This window comes from Helicobacter trogontum, from assembly GCF_000765905.2.
In the GTDB taxonomy this organism is placed as follows: domain Bacteria; phylum Campylobacterota; class Campylobacteria; order Campylobacterales; family Helicobacteraceae; genus Helicobacter_A; species Helicobacter_A trogontum.
Genome location: NZ_JRPL02000011.1, coordinates 32,720 through 56,095 on the forward strand (window position 1 = coordinate 32,720; position 23,376 = coordinate 56,095).

15 protein-coding genes are annotated in these 23,376 nt (G+C 34.0%); 6 read left to right on the plus strand and 9 right to left on the minus strand.

What is annotated here, in order from left to right:
* The first annotated feature begins 262 nt into the window (after nt 1-262).
* Nucleotides 263-805, plus strand: a complete 543-nt coding sequence (gene pgsA / locus LS81_RS05880) for a CDP-diacylglycerol--glycerol-3-phosphate 3-phosphatidyltransferase (protein ID WP_034317400.1) — start codon at nt 263-265, stop codon at nt 803-805.
* A complete protein-coding gene (rseP, locus tag LS81_RS05885) occupies nt 805-1,920 on the plus strand; it encodes an RIP metalloprotease RseP (RefSeq protein WP_034346511.1) in 1,116 nt (371 codons plus the stop codon). Before pgsA ends, rseP begins: the two co-directional genes overlap by 1 nt.
* A 719-nt stretch (nt 1,921-2,639) precedes the next feature.
* Here the strand turns inward: rseP and infB are convergent.
* From infB to LS81_RS05915, 6 genes are all read right to left on the minus strand, one after another.
* The gene (gene infB, locus LS81_RS05890) at nt 2,640-5,474 is read right to left on the minus strand and encodes a translation initiation factor IF-2 (RefSeq protein WP_104696405.1); all 2,835 of its coding nucleotides are present in this window, start codon (nt 5,472-5,474) and stop codon (nt 2,640-2,642) included.
* Entirely contained in the window at nt 5,462-5,725 is a 264-nt protein-coding gene (locus LS81_RS05895; RefSeq protein WP_052096609.1) for a DUF448 domain-containing protein, read from the minus strand. The genes infB and LS81_RS05895 overlap by 13 nt, the downstream gene beginning before the upstream one ends.
* 6 nt (nt 5,726-5,731) lie before the next feature.
* Entirely contained in the window at nt 5,732-6,628 is an 897-nt protein-coding gene (gene thrB / locus LS81_RS05900) for a homoserine kinase (protein ID WP_034346513.1), read from the minus strand.
* Between the two features lie 793 nt (nt 6,629-7,421).
* Nucleotides 7,422-9,467 (minus strand): TonB-dependent receptor domain-containing protein, encoded by a 2,046-nt coding sequence (locus LS81_RS05905; RefSeq protein ID WP_104696406.1) that lies wholly within the window; start codon nt 9,465-9,467, stop codon nt 7,422-7,424.
* Between the two features lie 397 nt (nt 9,468-9,864).
* Entirely contained in the window at nt 9,865-10,488 is a 624-nt protein-coding gene (gene serB / locus LS81_RS05910; protein ID WP_034346517.1) for a phosphoserine phosphatase SerB, read from the minus strand.
* Between the two features lie 12 nt (nt 10,489-10,500).
* A complete protein-coding gene (locus LS81_RS05915) occupies nt 10,501-12,459 on the minus strand; it encodes a M3 family oligoendopeptidase (protein ID WP_237022203.1) in 1,959 nt (652 codons plus the stop codon).
* Nucleotides 12,460-12,511: 52 nt separating this feature from the next.
* Here LS81_RS05915 and LS81_RS05920 point away from each other — a divergent pair, with 52 nt between their 5' ends.
* Genes LS81_RS05920 through LS81_RS05930 form a run of 3 tightly spaced genes read left to right on the plus strand, consistent with a single transcriptional unit; the run spans nt 12,512 to nt 15,619 of the window.
* Entirely contained in the window at nt 12,512-14,086 is a 1,575-nt protein-coding gene (locus LS81_RS05920; protein ID WP_034346519.1) for a sensor histidine kinase, read from the plus strand.
* A complete protein-coding gene (locus tag LS81_RS05925; protein WP_034346521.1) occupies nt 14,067-14,777 on the plus strand; it encodes a response regulator in 711 nt (236 codons plus the stop codon). Before LS81_RS05920 ends, LS81_RS05925 begins: the two co-directional genes overlap by 20 nt.
* Entirely contained in the window at nt 14,774-15,619 is an 846-nt protein-coding gene (locus LS81_RS05930; RefSeq protein ID WP_233715825.1) for a hypothetical protein, read from the plus strand. The genes LS81_RS05925 and LS81_RS05930 overlap by 4 nt, the downstream gene beginning before the upstream one ends.
* Before the next feature lie 63 nt (nt 15,620-15,682).
* Here the strand turns inward: LS81_RS05930 and LS81_RS05935 are convergent, their stop codons facing one another.
* From LS81_RS05935 to LS81_RS05945, 3 genes are all read right to left on the minus strand, one after another.
* Nucleotides 15,683-18,751 carry an efflux RND transporter permease subunit gene (locus LS81_RS05935; RefSeq protein WP_034346523.1) on the minus strand — a complete coding sequence of 1,023 codons (3,069 nt, stop codon included), beginning with the start codon at nt 18,749-18,751 and terminating at the stop codon, nt 15,683-15,685.
* Nucleotides 18,752-19,230: 479 nt separating this feature from the next.
* Nucleotides 19,231-20,391: an efflux RND transporter periplasmic adaptor subunit gene (locus LS81_RS05940; protein WP_052096550.1), complete on the minus strand. Its 1,161-nt coding sequence runs from the start codon at nt 20,389-20,391 to the stop codon at nt 19,231-19,233.
* 24 nt (nt 20,392-20,415) lie between these two features.
* Nucleotides 20,416-21,762 carry a TolC family protein gene (locus LS81_RS05945; protein ID WP_034346526.1) on the minus strand — a complete coding sequence of 449 codons (1,347 nt, stop codon included), beginning with the start codon at nt 21,760-21,762 and terminating at the stop codon, nt 20,416-20,418.
* Nucleotides 21,763-22,049: 287 nt separating this feature from the next.
* Between LS81_RS05945 and LS81_RS05950 the strand changes: the two genes are divergently transcribed.
* Nucleotides 22,050-23,222 carry a type II secretion system F family protein gene (locus tag LS81_RS05950; protein WP_034346528.1) on the plus strand — a complete coding sequence of 391 codons (1,173 nt, stop codon included), beginning with the start codon at nt 22,050-22,052 and terminating at the stop codon, nt 23,220-23,222.
* Nucleotides 23,223-23,376 lie beyond the last annotated feature (154 nt).

A 23,376-nucleotide genomic window follows, 5' to 3' on the forward strand; every position in this document is an offset into this window, starting at 1 on the left:
TATATAACCTTATTATCAATAATAAATTCTTGTATAACAATATAACACAAAATATTTTCATAATAAAATAATTCCAACTTAATTATTTCGTTGTTTGCAGAATCATTATTATATGCATTATGTATTATTTTAGATTGAAGCACCATTTTATTAATATGGTGATATAGTGCGAATCTTAGATTCTAGAATGATAAAGCAACACAAGATTTCGCTTTTTTTGTTATAATTTTGTCCTAATTTAACACATAAAACTGGATTTTATATGAAACATATACCAAATATTCTTACATGTTCGCGTATTTTACTTGCTATTTTGTTACTTGTTGTTATGTTGCATTGGGAATATATTGCACCTTCCTGGGTGGATATTTCTTGGCGTAATTATTGTGCTTGTCTTATCTTTTGTATAGCTTCTATTACAGATTTTTTTGATGGTTATATTGCGCGGCAGTTTGATTTGGGTAGTACATTTGGTGAAGTATTTGATCCCTTAGCAGATAAAATGCTTATTCTTGGGGCTTTTATCGGCTTATTATTGCTTGATAGAGCAAATGCCTGGGCAGTTTTTATTATTTTGGCACGTGAATTTTATATCACTGGATTGCGTGTTGTTGCGGCAAATTCAAGACAAAATGTAGCAGCAAGTCCTCTTGGCAAGTATAAAACAGGTTTTCAGATTCTAGCAGTCGCCTTTTTGCTTGCTGATTTTTTTCCTGGTGGCACACTTTTTTTATGGATTGCAGTAGTTGTTACTTTATATTCTGGGCTTGATTATACTTTTAAGTATTATAAGGCTATTGTTTAATGGGCTTATTGTTTGCTATTCTTGGACTTTCTTTTCTCATCTTTTTTCATGAGTTAGGGCATTTTTTATTTGCACGTCTTTTTGGTGTTAGGGTTTTAGTGTTTAGCATTGGCTTTGGTAAAAAGCTTATATCAAAGCATTATAAAGGAACCGAGTATGCTTTATCAGTCATACCACTTGGCGGATACGTGAAGCTTAAGGGTGAAACAGAAAAAACCTCTAAAGAAGAGAAAAGTAGTTCTCCCATTCAATTAGATAGAGATTCCTTATTATCTAAACATCCACTGCAACGGATTTTAATACTTCTGGCAGGACCATTATTTAATTTCATCTTAGCATTTATGATATATATTATTGTCCCTATAAAAGGTGTAGAAACTTATTCTCATGAACCTATTGTTGGGGATATTGGAAAAGAGTATTTGGCATATAATGTATTGAAGAAAGGTGATAAGATAATAAGCGTCAATGATGTTAAGATAGAAAAATTTAGCGATATTGGTCATACTTTAAATGATAATAAGCCAGAAAATATGGAGGCAAAATTACTTGTATCTCGCCCTATTTCTAGTGAAGAAAAATATACAGAATCTAACAAGATAGATTCTATGCACACACAGCATAACAGAGAACTATTAGAATTATTTGTGCCTTTAAGCAGGGATAATAATCGCGTAATACTAGGTATCAAGCCTATTACCACAATCATATATCTTGGTCCTATGGAGATATTACAAAATGCTGCATTAAAGATATGCAATGATATTACGTTAATATACAAAGGGCTAAGAGATATGTTAATAGGACTTATTGGGATTGAACAGCTAAGTGGCGTGGTAGGTATTGCTGATGTGAGTGCTAAGGCTTATAATTCAGGATTTGTTAATTTTATGTTGGTTCTTGCACTCATTTCTGTGAATCTTGGTGTTATAAATTTGTTACCAATACCAATAGTTGATGGCGGACAAATTCTTTTCACCCTTTATGAATGGATAACAGGAAGAGTATTGCGTGAAAAGATAGCCAATACTCTTGTCGCATTGGGACTAAGCCTTATTATAACTCTTATGCTACTTGGACTTTATAATGACATTGTAAGAATTATGGGAAGATAGATAAGAATACGTGCGTCTTGAATAGGATTGGTTGTTAAAAGATAATCGCAACTTAAGGTTTATTTTGATGTAATTTTTGCCATAATATTTTAGAGATCCTACTGAACAACATGTATAAAAATATTGTTATAATAGATTCTGATAAAGTATATTCATATTCTTAGCATCCATTTAAAGATCCTTGTTTGTAAAATGAATGCACTCTTATAAAAGCAGTTTTACCTAATAAAACATATAGATAAGGCATTTTTGGTGCTTTATAATATTTGCATATCTTTAATCTAATTCGCATTGCTCATATAAGCATGATACTAACAAATAATTATTCATTACAAAGTAAAAGCATTTGTACTAATTATTTGAAAAATACAAACTTCAATGTGAGAAGTATAAAAGATATGTAGCAGTAAGTCATAAGCTTTGATGTTTTTAAAATCTTCTCTCTTCTTTCTGACTTAATTGATTCTATGTCACTACTTATGATTTTAGCCATTATCAAGCATTTGTAAAATGAGGTTTTGCTATGGATCTTCTAAGCTTGTGAATAAGTAGAGCTAGATGGATCAAGTTTATTGTTTGAGTAGATATTAAGGTGTAGGCAAGAAGAATTGAGCCGTATATATTCATAATATACGAGACAACAAAAAATGTAAGCTTTACAAAAATAGCCACATTATAATATAGAAATTTATCTTATAACAGAGTAATACTTTTTAAGATTATAACACTCTTTGCTTTTCAATCTCTTTATAAATCTCAAATTCATCTTGCACAGCAATATCATTAAAACCATCAAGCATAATGCCGCATTCATATCCTTTGCTTACCTCTTTTACATCATCCTTAAATCGTTTCAGACTCGCTATTTTACCGCTCCATAACACTACACCATTACGCAGAACCCTCACGCTTAGATTTTTTTCAACCTTACCATCAAGCACCATACAACCAGCAATAGTACCACGTTTTGCAACTACAAAAGTCTCTCGCACACTTACATTCCCTACAACTTCTTCTTCAATAACTGGAGACATAAGTCCACTCAATAATGCCTTCATGTCATCAATTAGATCATAAATAATTGTATAGCTTTTAATTGTAATGCCTAAGTCTTTTGCAAGATTTTTAATCTCATTTGTTGGACGAACATTAAATCCTAACACAACGCAATTACTACTTGCATTTGCTAAGTTTAAATCGCTTTGCGTGATTCCACCGATACCAAAACTAATGACATTAACTTCAACCTCTTGGTTATTTAAACTCTCTAGACTTGCTTTAATTGCCTCAAGGCTTCCTTGTGTATCAGCACGCAGGATAACAGGCACACTTTTGATTTGCCCTTTTGCTACCATTGAGCTTAACTCATCAAAAGTAACTTTTGTGCTTTTACTAAATTGTTTCTGTTGTAAATATGCACGGCGTTTATTTGCCATCTCTCTTGCAATAGAATCATTTTCCACCACTTGCAGTAACGCACCAGCACTAGGCACCTCTGATAATCCAGTAATTTGAGCTACACCACTTGGCTCTAATCGAGTAATACTTTTACCTGTATCATCTTTTAGTGTTCTTACCTTGCCATATGCCGTATCTGCAACAATACTTTGCCCAATTTCTAGAACACCTTGTTGCACAATAATTGTTGCTACAGAACCTTTACCAACTTGCTGACTGCCTTCTAATACGATAGCTTTTGCTCTTGTTTGCTTACTTGCTTTTAGCTCTAGAATCTCTGCTTGTATGAGAATTGTCTCTAAAAGCACATCTACACCTTCACCCGTTTTCGCACTGATAGGAATAAATTCATACTCACCACCCCAATCCATCGGCGTAAAACCAAGTTCTGCACATTCTGCTTTTAACTTATCTGGATTTGCATCCTCTTTATCCATTTTATTCATCGCAATAATAATTTGCACATTCGCAGACTTTGCGTGATTTAGAGCCTCAATGCTTTGTTGTTTTACTCCATCATCAGCTGCTATTACAATGATAGCAATATCTGTAACCTGTGCACCACGACTCCTCATTTGTGCAAATGCCTCATGTCCTGGAGTGTCAATAAAACTTATCCATTTATCATCCTTTTGCACCATGTATGCACCAATATGTTGTGTGATACCACCTGCTTCACTACTTGCGATGCGTGAATTTCTTATATAATCAAGCAATGAAGTTTTACCATGATCGACATGCCCCATGATGGTAACAACAGGCGGACGATGTTCTAATTCAGATTCTACAACTTCCTCTTCCTCGACGAGAGGCACATTTGCTTGTATGCTTACATCAATGTTGTATTCACTTGCTAAGATCTCAATAGTATCTCTATCAAGGAAGTCATTTTTTAACATTTTTACACCAAGCAAAAAGAGTTTCCCTAATACATTGCCTAATTCTAGATTTGCTTTTTCGGCAAATTCATATACACGTATTTCTTCAGGTAATACAAGTGAGCTAACAGCTTCTGTTTGTTCCTTACCTTTATTGTTACGCATTTTTTTGCCTTTACCTTTTGAAGGTCTCGCAATCGATCCTTCTTTCATCCATGGGCTATAGCGATTGACTTTAATCTTATCATTTAGCTCATTTTTCTTTACCCTTTCTTCCTCAAGACTTTCTTTTGGCGTATTATCTTCGTATAAATCAATTAGCATAATTTCATCTTGCTCATCATCATAGCCAAAGCCACCCATGTCGCGTTCCATGCTGATAATGTGAGAAGAATGTTTTTGCTGCGGTTTGTTTGCATTTTTATCTTTTTTCTTTTTTACTTTCTCTTTGCGTTCAACATGCTTTAAGCTATCAAGTATTTGTGTAGCACTACGTAAATTCGAATTAGAATCATCTTTCTTCTTGTTAGTTGTTTGTGCTTCATCGTTTTTACTGATGACTCGTATAGAACTAACACGTGGTTTTCTTAATTGACTTGGATCTATTCCTTGTGGGACTTCAGCATCTTTTTTGACATCCGTATCTAGTATAGATTCTAGTGGTTCTGGTTGTGCGTTAGTTTGTACTTCTTGCCTAGTTTCTTTAATATCTGTTTCAATATGAGTGGTGCTTGCCTGTTCTTTTTCTACTTCATGTTCTATTTTTATTTGATTGCTTGTCGGTGTTTTTTCTACCATTTTTTGCTGGTCTTCATCACCTCTTCTTATAATTTGGATAGGCTTTTTAGTCTTAATATTATTGGGTTGCACCGCTTTGGGGATTGCTTGTGTTTCATCTTTGGTTGGTGATTCTACCTGCATATCTTGTTTTGTTGCTTTTTGTTTTTTTATATTTTTTTGTGCTGTAGTTTCTATTTCTGTCTCTATATGTGCGTCATCTTTTTTGTCTGCCGTTTTAGCTTTAGAATCTTTTTTTGTTTTTGTTTTTTCAGTTATTGGTACTGATGTGATATGTTTGTAAAGCATTTCTGCTTCTTCTGTTGTAATAGTGCTTGATACATTTCGCACCTTAAAGCCCAATTCTTTAGCTTTATCGAGTATATCTTTTGGGTTTTTTGCAGCTTCATCTGCGATTTCTTTAATACTTACTTTTGACATATTTGCACTATCTCCTCGATTTGTTCTTGCAGATTCTCTGCTTTTCTAACAATCCTCTTAATAATTTGCTGTGTTTTGCGTTGTGGCAAACACATATAACATACATAAAAACTTCGCCCGCTACCATCATAAAGTTGCAATGCAGATTCTAGGGCTTTAAATCGTATGAGGTTTCTTTGTAAATCCCTCTGCCTACATGCAACACACATACGCACACTTTTTGTAGCATAGTATCGTGTAACCTTACTCACATGCACCTATCCTTTCTCAATCTTAATGCCATCATTATCAAAATCAAGCGTTAAGACACGAAATTTAGGAAATTTGGTGATAAGTTGTTTTGCCAATCGCTTTGCATCATCGCTATAACATAAATTAAACATTGAAGAGCCACTGCCAGATAATGTGCTCATGAGTGCACCATTATGTAAGGCATGTTTTTGAATCTGAAAAAGCACTGGAAAAGTTGCCATGCGAACTTGTTCATGCATTCTATCAAGTGAGCTTTCACGCAATAAATCCCACCTTTGCATACAAAATGCAAGACTTAATACTGATGAATGTGAGAGATTAAAGACACAATCTTGCACACTATAGGTTTTTGGCAATACATTCCTTGCTTTTTTGGTAGACATTGGTTGATAAGGGATAACCATTACCGCCTTAACATTTCTTGGCATCCTTTGACGTAAATATACTACACTTGATTTGTTATTATGAGTTGTTTTTAAAAAACTTGCATTAAAGCCACCCATAGTTGCTGGTGTGATATTATCAGGGTGGTTTTCGTGTTGCAAAGCAAGATTAAGCACTTCATCTTTACTTGGTATTTGTCCCACCATTTTAAATGCACTAAAAATTGCTCCAACAATAATGGCACTTGATGAACCCATGCCTCTTGCGACAGGTATATTGTTTTGGAATGTGAAATGAAATTGAGATTTGCCACCAAGTCTTTTGTATGTGTGCATAAAGATTCTTACAAATGTGTTGTCTTGTGTAAAGTGCGGATTTGTCTTTCCTTCACCACTAATTGTAATGCGTTGCTCTCTTGCTTCTTCTATACTAAAATAATTGCGAAACCCTAATGATATGCCTAGACAATCAAATCCCGGTCCTAAGTTTGCGCTGGTAGCAGGCACTGAAAAATTCAAACTTCTCTTCTCCGTATTTTTAATCTGTTATGACAGTTATAGTGTCTCTGTAAAATATCGTGCTATTATAGCAAAGGATTCTTTATTTTGCTACAAATAAAATAAAGCAGAAGCCACAAATAGTCCGATATTAAATATACAACAAAATGCAAGTATAACAATAAAGCGAAGAATGTTTACCCACCATACATGTCGTCCAAAATTTTTTCTTGTTTTGAAAGGTTTTGTGCTTATTAATCCCAAGAGATAAATTATAAGCAATACAACAGTGCTAAAAAATGATAAGATGATTTGTGAGTGAACGGCCATGCTAAGTTTGACTTGATCCATATCTGCATGTGAATTGAGAAGATAAATAAAGATTATAATGCAAGAGAAGACCCAAGCGAACAATATTTGCAAGTTTAGAATCTTGTGTGATGAGAATACGCTCATAAGCAGCATTATGCAACAAAATAAAGCAATCGTGATTATATAGATAAATGGCGAGTTGCGTAATAAAAAAACAATTTGATCAATATGAATAAGTGTTGTAATGGTGTGAAAAAGATTTGCTAAAAAATCCATATAGTTCCTTAGAATATGCGATATCACATTATTATATTCTTAATGCAAGAGTTTTTAATATATGTGATGACATATAACATTGTGAAAGAAAACTCATTGTTTTATGAGGCTGCATTATATCTAAAATTTTATATTATCTTATAACTCTCTACGCTTTGTCACAAAATCTGTGCCAATTATACTACATGGGCACTGAAATTCATAAGATTATTTTATGAATAGCATACTAAAATGTTACTTTAAGCTTTGCCCAAATGCTTCTACCCGGCTCATAGATTCTATCAGTTGGTGCTACACCAAGAATAGCTTCACTACCATATTTTGATAGATGATAGGCATAGAGTGTGTCTGTGATATTATCTATACCTGCAAGTAAAGTCATATTTTTAAAAGTGTAGCCACCATATAAGTTAAGTGTTGCAAAAGCTTTACTTGCTCCAAAATCTTTGCCAACCACATTTCCAAAATTTAGAGCATAACGATATTGTGCCGCATTAAACAATACATCAAAACGTAACAACCAGTTGTTATCATCATAAAATATAGAAAATTGCCCTTGTAATGGTGCAATTTGTGGTAGTGGCGAACCTGCATTGAGTAGTGCATTTGCATTGCTATAGGTGGTGAGATTCTGTCCGTAGGTGTAAGCCAAAGAGCCATAAAGGTGGATAGAATCTAAAAAGATATACTCACCTTCAATTTCACCTCCAAAAAGTAATGCATTTGTATTAAATACACTTGTATTACTTCCATAATATAAGGCAATATAATTTGGCATATATGATGCAAATAAACTGATTTTTGCATTATAGTTTCTATGCTTATAAACTATACCAGTATCAAATTGTGTATTTGTTTCGGGTAATAAATTCATACCTCCAACCTTACTTCTCTCCCAAAAGTCTGGAGCCCTTTGTGCTACACCAAGTCCAGCATACAATGTAGCACTACCTAAATATTGCTCATAACGAGTAAATGCACTTGCAAGATGGTTATGTAGTCGTGTCTTTGTGCTATGTTGAAGGGTTGATACATAATCATATCTTGCACCAAAGAAAATAGCAAAGTTAGAATCTGGTAAATATGCACCTTGTGTAAAAACTCCTGCATTTTCAAACAGAAAGTTTGCCGTATAAGGTTTATTGAGTGTTTCATTTGCCGCACTTGCACTAGTTTGATTTCCAGACATTCTTAAGGCGTGAGAATCATTGTTATAACTTGTGCCAACATAAAGCTCAATCATATCATTAAAATAGAATTTACCCTCAATTCTACCACCAATATTTGTCCTTTTTGGATTACTCAATTGGTATACATTATTCATAACAGAACGATGCGAAAAGTTATCCATAACATGATCTATATCATTATACCATGCACGTATGTCTAGTAAATCAAAGGTTTCATTAAATTGTTGTTGGTATTTGAGGTTATATGACATTCTATCAAAAGTGCGTGCATCCATTTTTCTATCTGCATAAGATGCAAAGCCCCTTCCCATATCAACATCTAGTTCTATTGCCGCATTTTCTGTGGGCGTTATCGTGCCTATTAGACTTATAGATTCTCTATTGTATGCAGAATGCACACTTTTATTGCCACCTGCTTTATAATCATCTGCAGAATAATGCGAGACTATTGCTTGTAAAGAACCATATTTATTTCCCACAATAGCATTTGCATTGATATCAAGACGATTAAAACTTCCATAAAGTCCACTTGCTTCTGCATGATAGCTTGGATTTTTTAGCCTCGTTATATCTCTTTCAAACAATACACCACCTGCTATTAATGCACCATAACGCACGTCTTGTGGTCCCCTGTAGATACTAATTCTGTTGTAATTTTCTGGAAAGACGTAAGTGATCGTTGTATCCATTCTACCGCCACATGCACCATTGAGTGTGCCGCCATTCAAAAAGATAGGCAACCTTGAAGCCCCTTGTGAACGAAAATAGATCTCGCTGCCACCACCACCTTTCCTAGTCATAGAAAAGCCTGGAATAAATAACATTGACTTTGCGACATCACCATTATGTAGAAGTGTATCCTTACCATGAAGTTCGATGTTTGATGGGGAAGACAAGCTATCTCTTTTCCATTGAGATACAGCGACAACAGGAGATAAAACTGCCCTTTCTTGTATGCTTGTGCGTTTTGTTTGTGTGTCTTGTGTTTGTGTATCCAATGATTGGCTATCAGAATCTATTGTTGTGGTTTGTCCATAAACAATGCAAAATATCATAGGCAAAACACGTATAACCTTTGTCATAATATTCCTCCCTTTGTGCGGTGCTACATACATGTGTGTCTAAATATCTGTGTGAATTTGTGCATATTTATAGCAAATAAATTCGCTAAGCAATTATAACTAAAAACTATATTGATTAGTGAAAAAACCTATTTCCAATACATTATATCCCATATCATGTTGTTTTAAATTATCAAGCAATTTGTTTTGTATGAACATGCTTACAATGTTATATTTAAGCTTGATAGTCATGCTTAATCTATAAGGCTTACATATATTTCAGGTATAAAGGATTAAGCTCTTTTTTACAGGCGAATTAAAAAAGCTTCAGGTCCATCTTTTATAGATAAGCTGAAAAACCATCTATATAATGACTGGAATCTAAAGCTCATTGTCTTTATAACTTATAAAATAAAGATTAACATACAATCTCTAATACTTCTTTTAAGTCTTTTGTATCAATGCAATGCGTAGCGCTCTTTTTTAATATGTCTTTTGCACAGAATGCAATTTTTGTATCAGCATAAGCAAACATGGATAGATCATTTGCACCATCGCCAACAACTACACATTCTTTAGAATCTAAACCCAACACGCCTTGTAAATTCTGCAACATGTTGCCCTTAGAATCTGCAAACATCATATCTCCACCAACTTTTCCTGTAAGTTTTGAATCCTTATGATGCAAGATGTTGCTAAAAGTTGCATTAAGTCCTAAAATTGGCTTAAAATACTCTGTAACAATGCGAAACCCACCACTAAAGCAAACAACAATATGTCCTCGTTTTCTTAACTCCTGAACACATTCAACAGCTCCTTGCATAAGGTTGAAATCTTTTTTTATGCTTTCTTCCACTAAACTTAAGGGCATATTTTCCAAAAGTGCTACTCTTTTAACCAAGCTTTCAAAAAAGTCAAGCCTACCCTCCATAGCTTCTCTTGTGATATAGGCAACTGCAGATTCTACTCTATAGCGTTTTGCAAAAATATCAATACTTTCTCCATCCATAAGCGTCGAATCAAAATCAAAAACAACAAGCATTAACCCTCCTTTTTACAGCTTTGTGCTATTTAATAAGTCCTCAAACTCTTTCAAGAGATTCTTTACCTCATTCATACCAATCTCCCAAAACGCACTTTCATTCACATCAAATCCAAACGTAAGGATTAAATCCCTTGGGCTTTTGCTACCACCTGCACTTAAAAAATCTATATAGGTTTGTATGAATTTCTCCTTATCTTCACTTCTTTTATAAAGTCCAAAAAGTGCTAAAACTAAAAGTTGTCCATATGAATAGGCATAGCAATAAAATGGTGAGTGGATGAAATGTGGGATATAACTCCACCATTTTGCATATTTTTTTGTTAGATACACGCTATTTCCAAACATTTTTTTATTTTCATCAAGCCAAATTTTATCAAAGTCTTCACTTTTTAATTCCCCTTCTTTCTCATGAATGGCTCTCTCAAAGTTTGTCATGACAATTTGGCGAAATAAAGTTGAAAAAATATCTTCTATTTTACCCGCATATATCTCAAGTAATTCCTTCCCTTTTAAAGTCTTTTTCATACTATCAAATAAGAGCATCTCGGCAAATACTGAAGCAGTTTCTGCGGTTGTAAGCGGCGTATCATGATTTAGTGTGCCTTGAATTTTGCTTAATTCTTGATGGATTGCATGTCCTAATTCATGTGCAATTGTGAAAGCATCGCGTCTATTGCCTGTAAAATTCAACATGACGTAGGGATGGGCACTTGGCACACTCCCATGACTAAATGCACCGCCTCTTTTTGTTGGTTTTGGGTGAGAATCTATCCAACCATTAAAGACTGCTTCTTTTGCAATCTCGTAGAATCTCGGACTAAAGTTATAAAAAGATTCTAATGTATCATATAGAGCATCTTGAAATTCTACTTTTGTTTTCTTGCCATTTTTGGTAAGTCCAAGTGGTGCATAACGATCATAATCTTTAAGCTTATGTCCCAGAAATTGAGCTTTTACACGATAATATCCATGCACGAGTTGCATATTTGCATTGACGCAATCAATCATGCTATCAACGCTTGCTTGTGTTGTTTGATTGCTGATATGACGAAAAGATTCTGGTTTTTCATAGCCTCTTAGCTTCTGTGTTATAGCCACATCTTTACGCACCATGTTTAAAATATATGTCAATAGATGAGAGTTTTTACGCAGACCTTTTGTAAAATTTTTTTGTGCTAATTTTCTTAGCTTTCGATCATCTACATGTAAGAATCCTAGTATTTCTTCTTCGCCAATTTTTTCATCATCTACAACACCCTTAAAACGCATGTTTGCAAAACTTTCATCAAATAATCTTGAGAAAGCATCAACGCCAACAGGTGCGACATTAAGCAGTATTTGCTCTTCTTTTAGACTTAATTTATACTTTTTTGTTGCTTCAATATTTTGCAAGAAAAAGGAATATTTGTCATTTTTTGCAATAAACTCATTCATTTTCACAGAATCTAAGTCCGCAAATTCAAGCTCAAAAAACATTACCTTTGCATACATTGCATTACATTTTAACTCATAATCTGCGTATAATGCCCCATATGTCTTACTATCTACTGCAAACTTTAAAAACACATAAGTCATGATTGCACCTAAGCCCTCGCTTAGTGAATCATAAACTTGCAGTGCGTTAGAAAAGTCGTCAGCTTGTAGCATGGATAGCTTTCCCGCATAGGCATCATTAAATTCTTGCAACTTGATATCAAGCTCTTTTGCAAAATTTTCTAACTCTTTTTCATCTTTAAAAAGTGCATCTAAATTAAATTCTAACGACTCTGGTAAAGCCTTTTTTTCAATAAGTTTTATCTTCTTGTTTTTGGAAGATATTAAGCTTTTTTGATCCTTATCTATCTCGCTCTTTTGCATTAAAATCTCTCCTCTTAGTAATTCTTCTGTATTTATATTTTTAGTTTGTGTGTCTTCATTGCTTGTAGTGAAATCTTTCGCCATAGCCACACCTTTTATATAAAATCCCATATTTGCATTATAATATGTTATAGTTTTGTTTTAGCTTAAAATAGGGTTGCAAATGCAAGGTTCTAATCAATTTGGTATAGCAAATAATTTGGGTAATAGTCGCTTAGGTTTTACTTTTTATGCAAAGTTTTTACCTTTTGTGTTTTCTGTTGGACTCTTTACTGTGTTTCTTGTCGCATACTTGTCAATTAAGGGTTTAAAAGATGATTTTGATGGAAGTGTGCCAGAACCATTGAATGAATTGAGTTTGCTCAATGACTTTCAAAGTCAATATATGCTTGAAACAATTGATATGTTGCAAAATAATCCAAAAGAAATCCAACCCTATGCTATTAGCTCCTATCAATGGAATCTTTATAAAAACCTTGTGCAATCTTTGGATGAGCAAAGAGGTGTTTTTAGTTTTTTAAGACATATTTATAAAGCTACTTTTTTAACAAAACAAAACAAGATGATATTGCTATACCAAGAAAAAAAGCAACATTTAATGCAAGAAGTAGAGCAAACTATCACCCTTGAGGCAGCGAGTATATTAAAGGCAGATAAAGACTTATTATATGAACATGCAAAAAAAGTAAATAATATTAGTGCAAATATTATTAATACTCAAGTTGATATACATAGGCTTGAAAAAGAGATAACAGATTATTTTTATAACGCAACAATAGGATTATTATGTGTGATAACCTTGCTTGTATTTATCATTGTTGTGTGTCTTGATGTCATCATTATTAACTTTATTCGTCGCTTAAACCAATACTTAGAAGAGCAATTTAATAATGCAACAGCAGATTTACGCAATTTAAATATACATTTGCAAAATGAAATTGCTAAGAAAGTAGAAGATATACGCAAAAAAGATGTAGCAATGTATGCACAATCAAAACTTGCAGCAATGGGAGAAATGGTGCAAAATATCGCACACCAATGGAGAAATCCACTAAATTCATTAGGCTTAGTTATACAGGATATACAACGCAAGTTTAATAAAAATGCACTGACAAAAGAGATATTAAACAAGCATACAGCAACTGCACTAACACTCGCAGATAATATGAGTAATACTATTGAGAATTTTCATAATTTTTTCCGTTTAGATAGTAGTTTTGAAAATTTTAGCACGCAAGATGCAATTAATGAGGCGATCATAATTTATGAACCCTTATTGCAAACCTTGAACATAAAGGTGCATGTTGAGTATGAGACGCAAGAAGATTGCAGAATCTTTGGGAATAAACATGCATTTATGCAGATTATATTTGTGTTGTTAGGAAATATTAAGGATGTATTTGCCGAGAGGAATATAAAAAATCCACATTGCTTTATTACGCTTGAGAAAAAAGATTCTATCTTGTGTCTGGATGTATATGATAATGCAGGTGGTATTAAACCAAACATTATTGAGAAAATCTTTGATATTTATGTTACAACAAAAGAGGTTGGGACTGGTATTGGACTTTATATGGCACGAGAAATGCTGACAAAATATTTACAAGGAAATATGTATGCAACAAACGTTGTCTTTGATTGTGATGGTGAATATTGTCAAGGAGCATTATTTGTGCTAGAATTGTGGCTTAGCAACACAGAGGAGGGAGAAGTTGGCAATGAAGAATACATTGAATGAGATTGATATTCTCAAACATTTTACTATACTTTATGCAGAAGATGATTTCACGGCACAACAGACACTTGCTTCAATATTGGGGGATTATTTTGGCAATGTTATTGTGGCAAAAGATGGCTTAGAGGCATGGGAAATCTTTCAGGCAAATCAGATTGATATTGTTTTAACTGATATTGTTATGCCTCGTTATGATGGCATAAAGCTTATGAGTCAAATTCGAGATCATGCGCATAAAGATGTACCGATTGTGCTTATTAGTGCGTTGACAGAGACGCATTATTTTCTTGATGCTATTAAGCTTGGTTGCAATGGCTATTTATTAAAGCCAATAAAAATTGATGATCTATTGGATACACTGCATAATGCAATATTACCTTTTACACAAAATAGAATCATTGAAATGCAAAATCAATTACTTATTGCTTTAAACACACTTTTTGGTGGTAAAAAAGTAGAGATAGTGCAATATCTTTTTACGCATTGTGATAATGAACAAATCTTTTATGGCACACATGATGAGATTGCAGAACATCTCAATACAACAAGGCAAACAGTTGCACAATGCTTCAAGGATTTAGCTCAAAAGGGATTATTGCAAAAGATTAGAAACAAAACCTATAAGTTGGGACATATAAGTGATTTTACGCAAACTACGATGTCAGAATCTAGTTATGATGAGGAGCGAGTATGAGTATGTCATATAAAATCTTCACATCAATTGCAGGTAAGTTTATAAGCAATTCAGCCATACCCTGCACTGGGTTTTATGCAGATCATTTTTTTACTAACTCAAGAATTTTATATAGAATCTACAATAATAAGGATTACAATTCTTTTGTAAAGCCATGCTCTTATAAAGCTTTAGGACTAAGTGTGATATCATGCTTATTTCTAAGTCTTTCTACTTCTATTGAGGCAAATTCTATTCAGGCAAAAAATACCGACAAATTGCCTGAAAGCACAAAAGAACAAAACACAAAAGCAAATGGTTTGATAGGTATACCAGAGGATAATAGAAAGATAAAAATATTTAAGCAAGATCTCTATATGCTTCCTTATTTTCATGTGCAAGTTGGTATGGGAGCAACTAATACAGAAAAGATTGCACAAAAACACAATATGATTACAGAATCTGTTATCCCAACGTTTATGGTTGGTATAGGTTTTCAACAACAATATTATATGTTAGGTGTAAATCTAGGCTATAAATTGCAACTATCCTATGAGGTTGGAGTAAAATCGCTTGGTGAAAATACGACAGCATTTCGTAGTGGTGGCGTGTTTTTTCAAATCCATGCAGGATATAAATACATTTTACCTCACATTAATGTTGGCTATGAAATGCTCTCTGTTGGTGTTGATTTTCTCCCAAGTGCAAATGAGCAGGCTATTTATGCAGATAAAGGTATGGCATATGGTTATGGAGTAACGTTTTTATTAAACCGCTATCATGCATTGGAGTTAGGTGTAAGACATTCAAAAATATATGGGAATAAAGCACGTTTTCTTTTTAATTACGAGTTTAGATTTTAAGCTTTTTATTGTAGATTCTAAGCAGCCATTTAGGTGGTAGTTTAGAATCTGGGTTGTATCTAATTATCCCTCACTAATAATCTTAAAGCGTTTTGCAATCATTTTAAATGTTGGTGGCAAAATAAGCAATGTTAATGCAGTTGAGGTAGCAAGTCCGCCAAGCACAACGACTGCTAAAGGTTTTTGCACCTCACTACCAACGCCACCGCCAATAAGCATAGGCACAAGTCCAAGTGCTGCAATACTTGTTGTCATTAAAACAGGTCTAAGTCGTCTTTTTGCTCCCATCTCTACTGCTTCATCAATGCTATATCCTTTTTTGATAAGCTGGACAAAATAGCCCACCATAACAAGCCCATTTAATACAGCAATACCAAATAACGCAATAAAGCCAACACTCGCTGGTACAGACATATATTCACCAGAAAGATAGAGTGATATTAATCCACCCGTTACTGCAAATGGAATATTGAGCAAAATCATGAGCGAGAGTGTAATAGAGCGGAATGTAAAAAATAGGATAAAAAATATCACTAAAATACTAAGTGGAATTACCGTGCTAAAACGTGCATTTGCTCGTTGTTGATTTTCAAATTGTCCGCCATAAGTCAGCGTATAGCCATCTGGTAATTTCACCTCTGCACTAATTCTTGCCATGGCCTCTTCAACAAAACCGCCCAAATCCCTATCTTCGACATTACTCCTTACAACACCAACACGACTGCTCTGCTCCCTCATAATACTGATAGGACCATCAACTGCCTTAATCTCTGCTACAGAATTAATGGGCACGACCAAATCATCTTCAGAGCTTAACTCTAAGCCTTGAAATTTTGATACATCATAAGCAATATCACTTGATTGACGGATAAGCACTGGAGTTCGTGCAAAGCCTTGAGGAATGTAGTCAATAAATAAGCCTTCTAATGAACTTTTCATAAACTTTGAGAATTCCTCAACACTAATATTTGTGCGTGCCATTTTTTCTCGTTGTGGGGTTACATAAAAGTAGTTTACACCCTTATTTAAAGCAGTATAAACCTCTTTGCTGCCCCGTATATCTTTAAGTATATCTGCGATTTGGGTGCTCAATCTATTTAATTCGCTAATTTCAGAGCCAAAAATCTTAATTGCCACATCACCACGCACACCCGTTACCATTTCGCTAATACGCATATCAATAGGTTGTGTTATGATGAATGTAACACCTTTAAAACCTTGCACAGCATTATGTATCTTATCAATAACTTCTTTTTTATTTTTTGCTTCCCACTCATCTTTTGGTTTTAAAATAATAAATGAATCTGATTGATAGAATCCTGCTAAATCAAGCCCTAACTCATCAGCACCAGCACGTGTGATAATGGTTTTAATTTCTGGGACTGAATCTTTAATTTTCTTTGTAATCTTAAGTAAAATGTCACGTGATTCATCAAGAGAAGTTGATGGTGTTGTTTCAATAGACAATACAATGTCCCCTTCATCAAGCGTTGGCATAAAAGCTTTTCCAATGTAGGGGAAGAGCGAGAAAGCAAATGCAAGAAATACGAGTGAACCAATCAGGACAACACGACCATTATTTAAACAAAACTTCAACATAGGATGATATAAATACTCAATTCCACGCAATAAAAGTGTTTCTTTGTGTGGCTTTGATTTTAATACAAATGAACACATAACAGGAATAACTGTAATAGAGAGTATAAGTGAACCAATGAGTGCATATACGATAGTTTCTCCTAGCGGCACAAACATTTTTCCTTCTAAGCCTTCTAATGTGAGAATAGGGACAAAGAACACAATAATAATGATGATCCCACTTACAACAGATGGAGCAATCTCTTTTGAGGCACGATAAATCGTGTGGATTTTTGTTAGATTTTGCTCATGGCTTAACCTCTCAAAGGCATTTTCTACCACAACAACAGCAGAATCTACTAAGATTCCAACTGCAATAATAAGCCCACCTAAACTCATTAAATTAGCATTTAGCCCATTTTTCTCCATTAAGGCAAAGGCAACAGATAGAGCAAGGGGTAAAATCACACTCACGGCAACTGCAGCACGTAAATCCCCTAAAAATAGGAATAAGACAATAACAATCAATATGATAGCTTCTGCAAGGACTTTAATAACTGCATCCACTGCTTTTTGCGTTAAATCAGATCGATTATAAAATGTATTGATTTGCACATCTGGTGGGAGGTTTGCTCGAATCTCATCAAGTTTTTTTTCCACCATTTCAATAGTGTTTTTTGAATTTGCACCCCTTAATCCAAGCACAATTCCCTCTGTGGTTTCTTGCGCCCCATCGATTGTTACAAAGCCTAATCTTGTTTTATGATTTTCTATTACTTGTGCAAAATCTTTTATTCGCACATAGCCATTTTGGGTGTACATTGATATATTTTCAATATCTTTAATGTTTTTTGCTGCACTTTCTATTTTTACAAGATACATTTCACCAGGACGATTGATAATACCTGCACCATCATTTTTTAGATTCTCACGCAAGGCAGTTTCTAATTCAGATATAGAAATACCAAGTTTTGCCATGTCATGGAAGTCTGGGATTACAACATAAGCCTTTGCAAAACCACCATAACTACTTACATCTGCCACACCTTTAATACTTCGTAGGGCAGGGCGGATAGTAAAATCAAGCAATTGTCTTTTTTCAGTCTCTGTGATGTTGCCTTCAATCGTGAACATATACATATCACTTAAAGGTGTTACAATTGGGGCTAAACCACCGCTTACGCCTGGTGGTAACTCTGACATCGCAGTGCTTAGCCTTTCGCTTACCATCTGTCTTGCGATATTCATATTTACAGAATCTTCGAAGTTGATTGTAATATCTGCAATAGCATACTTACTTGTGCTTCTTAGTGAAGTTTGCCCTTGCAATCCCAAGAGCTCGAGCTCTAAGGGTCTTACCACACGATTCTCTACTTCCTCTGGAGAAGCACCTGGCATTTTCATAATAATTTTTACTTGTGTAGAGCTTACATCAGGGAAAGCATCAATTGGTATTCTTACAAAGCTAAATACACCATAAGCAAGTAAAAGGCAAGCAAGGATTGTAACAATAATTTTTTGTCGCAGAGAAAATTCAATAATCTTTGTTAGCATATTACAACCCCCTTTATATTGCTTTGAATTCTAATTGTGTTGTATTAGATTGTGGCAGTATTGCAAGAGTTTTTGTTAAACTTTTGCTAAGTCCCCTATAATAATTACTGATTTGCATATTTTGGATTCCACATGATTTAAAATTGATTGTAGATATAATGTTTTTTCTCCTAGCATTAGATGTTGTTTTCAAGGGTATAACACTATTATAAAATAAATCCTTTGTCACATCTTTCAAGAGAGTATTAAATTTTGTTGTCGTATGATTACACTCATAGAGATTGTTCAAATTTGTGATTAAAGTAGGGCGTTTTAGAATGTAATTTAAACATAGTGATCGCACAAAATTACTATATTGTAAAATTACTTTTTTTGTGAAGTGAGCACCTAATAACACTTGAGTGTTTATATATCGAGCATTTATGTATGTGTGTAAGGTGGTATTGAGTGAAAAAAGCTTAGCAAATCTTGAGATACAATCAATGACCATGACTATCACTCCCATCTTCGCCTAATCCCGCCATGACGCCTTTAAGTAAAACAAGTGAGCCTTTGGCAACTTTTGTGCCAACCTTTAATCCACCTCCTTGTACCACGGCAGCACCATCTCTTTCCTCTAAAATTGTTACAGGAACTGGCTGAAATCCATTTGCTACTTGAAGGAATGTAAGGTAGTCATCACCGTATTTAATCCAGCAATCATCAGGCAATACAACTGCCTCTCCACCTACTGAACCTGCCACATAAATCTCAACTATTTCTCCAACGCGAAAGCTTTTTGCCTCAACTCTAGCAACTGCACTAATTGTATTTGTTTGTTTGTCAATAACGCTTGAAATACTTTCAATAATACCAATTTTATCACCTCTATCATTAAATACAGAGAATCCTTGCTGCACACTTCTAAGCCTACTTTGTGGCACCCTTATGCGTAAAAGCACATTATCATTATCTGGCTTTGCAATCCTTATGTAAGGGGTAAAAGCTGGAATCTTTTGTCCAATTTGGGTTGGAACAACACTTAATCTCCCGCTACCACTTGCTCTAACAAGAAAGCCATATTGCCCACGAGGATTGTCAGGATTAATCCCAAAAATATTAAATGATGCTCGGATTTCATTCATTTTTAAACGAAGTTCATTCATAGTGAGATAGCTTGTTTGATACGCTCTTTGCGAAATGACACCTTGACGCAATAACTCTTTATCCTTTCTCTCCACTTCTTGTGCGATCTGAAATCTACTATATGTATTTTGAAGAGAAAAGTAAAGCTCACTTAATGCATTTGAGCTAATTTCGGCGATAGGCTCCCCCTTTTTTACATTTTCTCCAGCCCTTTTATAGAGATTCACGACGACGACTTCAAGACTTGAGTTTTGTGTATAACCATCTTTATCATCAAAATCGACTACCGCAGAAAATGCCACACCACGCTCACTTGATGTGTTTTTGATAGTGAAGATTCCAACACCCATAGCCTTTATTTCAGAATCTTTCAAATTTATTTTTTCGTATTGCATAGTGTTTGCATGAAGTGGTAAAATAAAAAACAGACTAGATAATGCGACTAAAAGATTATGCAACAAAGAGGCATAATATTGCGATTTTGTATTGCATGTTTCAATTTTCGTATATACCATGATACTCCCTTTCCCTATTGATTCTTAATCTATTTTTGTAAAGCTCTCGCCTAATGTCTCTTCTAAAAATGCAACGATATTAATGTATTTTATTTGTGAATTTACAAGTGCAATTTGTGAATCCACAAACGCATTTTCTTGCATAATGTATTCAAAAAGAGTGACTTGCTGTGCTTCATATCCTAAGCGATTAAGTTCTGCTAAATGCTGTTTTGCCTGCATATTTTGCTTTGCAACATCAATATACTTTTTTTGTAAGGCAAGCTCTTGCAAATATGCCTTTGCCTTGATTGCTATTTGCTTTTTTGTAATATGTGTTTTTGCCAATGTGCCAGATTCTAAAGCCATATATTTTGCTTTTAAATGTGATTGCTTTTTTGTAACAGGCAATGGGATTGTAGTCTGCAGTGATGGGTTATAATGTGAGAGTGAATAATTTACTCCAACACCAACTTCTAGGTTCCCCCATAGATTCTGTCCTTCATATTGTGCTAGTGTTTGATATTCCTTTGTTTGCGAGTCTAATATGTCTATATAGAGTGAAGATTGCAACTTTTGTTCTAGTGCATTTTGTTGCATGTCTACAAATTGAAACTCTAAACCTTTAATAACGATTTCATCGTGTTTTGTCTCACTATCATCATGTTCTATATCCTCTATACCTTGCAACTCTCTTTCGATAGCATATATCATATTTGTGTTATCTTGATTTGTTGCAACATGTGCGTAGTGATGCTTATCTAAGCCCATAAACATAAAGAGATTTTTTTGTAGCTCTAAAAGCTCATTTCTTACAGCCACACTTGCCAAAGTAGAATCTAAATATGCAACTTCAAAACTTACATAATCTTTTCTACTAATGCTCCCGCCCTCTAATCGTTTCTTTGCAATATACAGCAATTTCAAGAAGTTTTCTTCTCGTTTGAGATAGTAACGATACTTTTCTTTTGTTGCAACATAGGTAAGATAGATTCGCTTTGCATTGATAAAGTTAATATTGCGTAGCAAACTATGCGTTTTTTGGTATTGCTCACCTTTTGCTTGTAAGCTCTGTTTTAAAAGTGCATTCACCCACCAAAGTTTTGGTTTAGTAAGGAGAGCGACATCCCATTCCACTTTAGAAACACTCTCTCCTCGTGCTGTGCTTCCACTTGCTTCTATCGTAGGATATTCCCATGCAATACTTGATTTTCTCTCAGCAAGCATACTTTCAAATTGTGCTTTATTATCAATTAATGAAATGGCATGTTTATCAATGGCTTTTACGAAGTCTTGTAACTCAAAGGTTTGAGCAAAAAGCGATATGTGATATATCCAAAAAAGACCAATGGCACATATATATTTTTGTAGACAACCTTTCAATGTTTGCACTTATACTCCCCTTGCATTATAATTACTTTAAAATGATCTAAAATGTTGGGTTTATTCATAAAAAAGTAATAAATTTTAAAAAAATGAAACAAATATTTTAATATAAAAAAGTTATCATTATGCGATTTAACTAAGAATTTACAAAAATTTTACATTGTAATTATGCGGTGAAACTGCAGAAAGAATAAATATGAGGAAATGAAGTGAAATAAAATGCTTCAAAATAATGGATTTTTGTTATAGTCGCATGATATTACATAATAATTAGATTAGAGTTTGGGGTAATTATGCCATTTTTTAAGTGCAACTATCAAAGCATGAATACGCAGGGTGTGAGGTATATTTTCGCACAAAATACTCAAGAAGCAAGACAAAAAATGTTGCAAAAAAATTTACTTGTTGTGAGTATCAAAGAAGTTAGCTTTTTTATGCAACATGGCAACAAAACACAAGAGCTTGAAAGGATATTTTGGCAACTCGGATTTAGTTATACCTCGGGTTTACATTTGATTTCTATCTTACAATCTATAAGAGAAGAGTTGCATTTTAAAGAAAATATTGCTTTATTGCAATCTATGATTTTTGCTTTGGAAAAGGGTGATACTCTCTCAAGTGCATTACAAAAACATGTAAATACTTGTGGGAGTCTTGTTGTGGCATTGTTTAGCATTGGTGAAAAGAGTGGATTTTTGCAAGAGACTTGTGAATTGTGTGCAAAAGAAATAGCTCGAAAAAATACTTATATGCAAACATTACGCAATGCAATGATATATCCATTTCTCCTTGCTATAAGTTTTTTATGTGTGTTTTTTGTGCTTGCATTTTTTGTGATTCCAGAATTTGCAGAGCTTTACAGAGAATTGGGTGCAAATCTACCATTTCTTACAGAAATTATCCTTAAGATATGTAGCTTTTTACAAGCATATATTTTTGAAATACTGATTTTTACTATAGTTTGTATTATGTTGTGCATTGTGTTCCTTAGTAAAAAGGTAATGCGAGATAGCATCTTATTACATATTCCATTCTTTAATCGCGTGATGATTGATTATTGGCTCTACATCTATTTTTTAGGTTTGCACTATTTTTTAAAAAGTAAAGTGCCATTTATGGAAAGCGTTATACAATGTGAAAAATTAATCAATAATCATATCTTGCAGCAAAAAATTTCTCCTTTAAAATCTATGTTAAACAAAGGCATACCGCTTAGCCAAGCTCTAAGCCACGTTGATATAAAAATTATGAATATCGCATTATTGCAAAGTGGGGAACAAAGTGGAATGCTAGATAAGGCTTTAGAGCTAAATGCGAGATTCTATAAAGACAGGTTTATGCAATCTCTACAGATATTGCAAACACTTTCACAACCATTTGCAACAATTATCATGGGCGTATTGATAGCAGGGTTGGCTTATAGTGTCGTAGCACCAATGTGGCAACTTTTAGAAGTTGCAATATAGATTTTCTATCATCTTTATGGACACAGGATTTATATGTTTGCAACTTGAGTGATTTTGTATTTTTGTGGTATCTTAGTTATTGTTATTTAGAAGAGTTTTTAGGTTTTATATTAAGCACTTGAATTTATTAACACAACAAAATACTATGGTGATG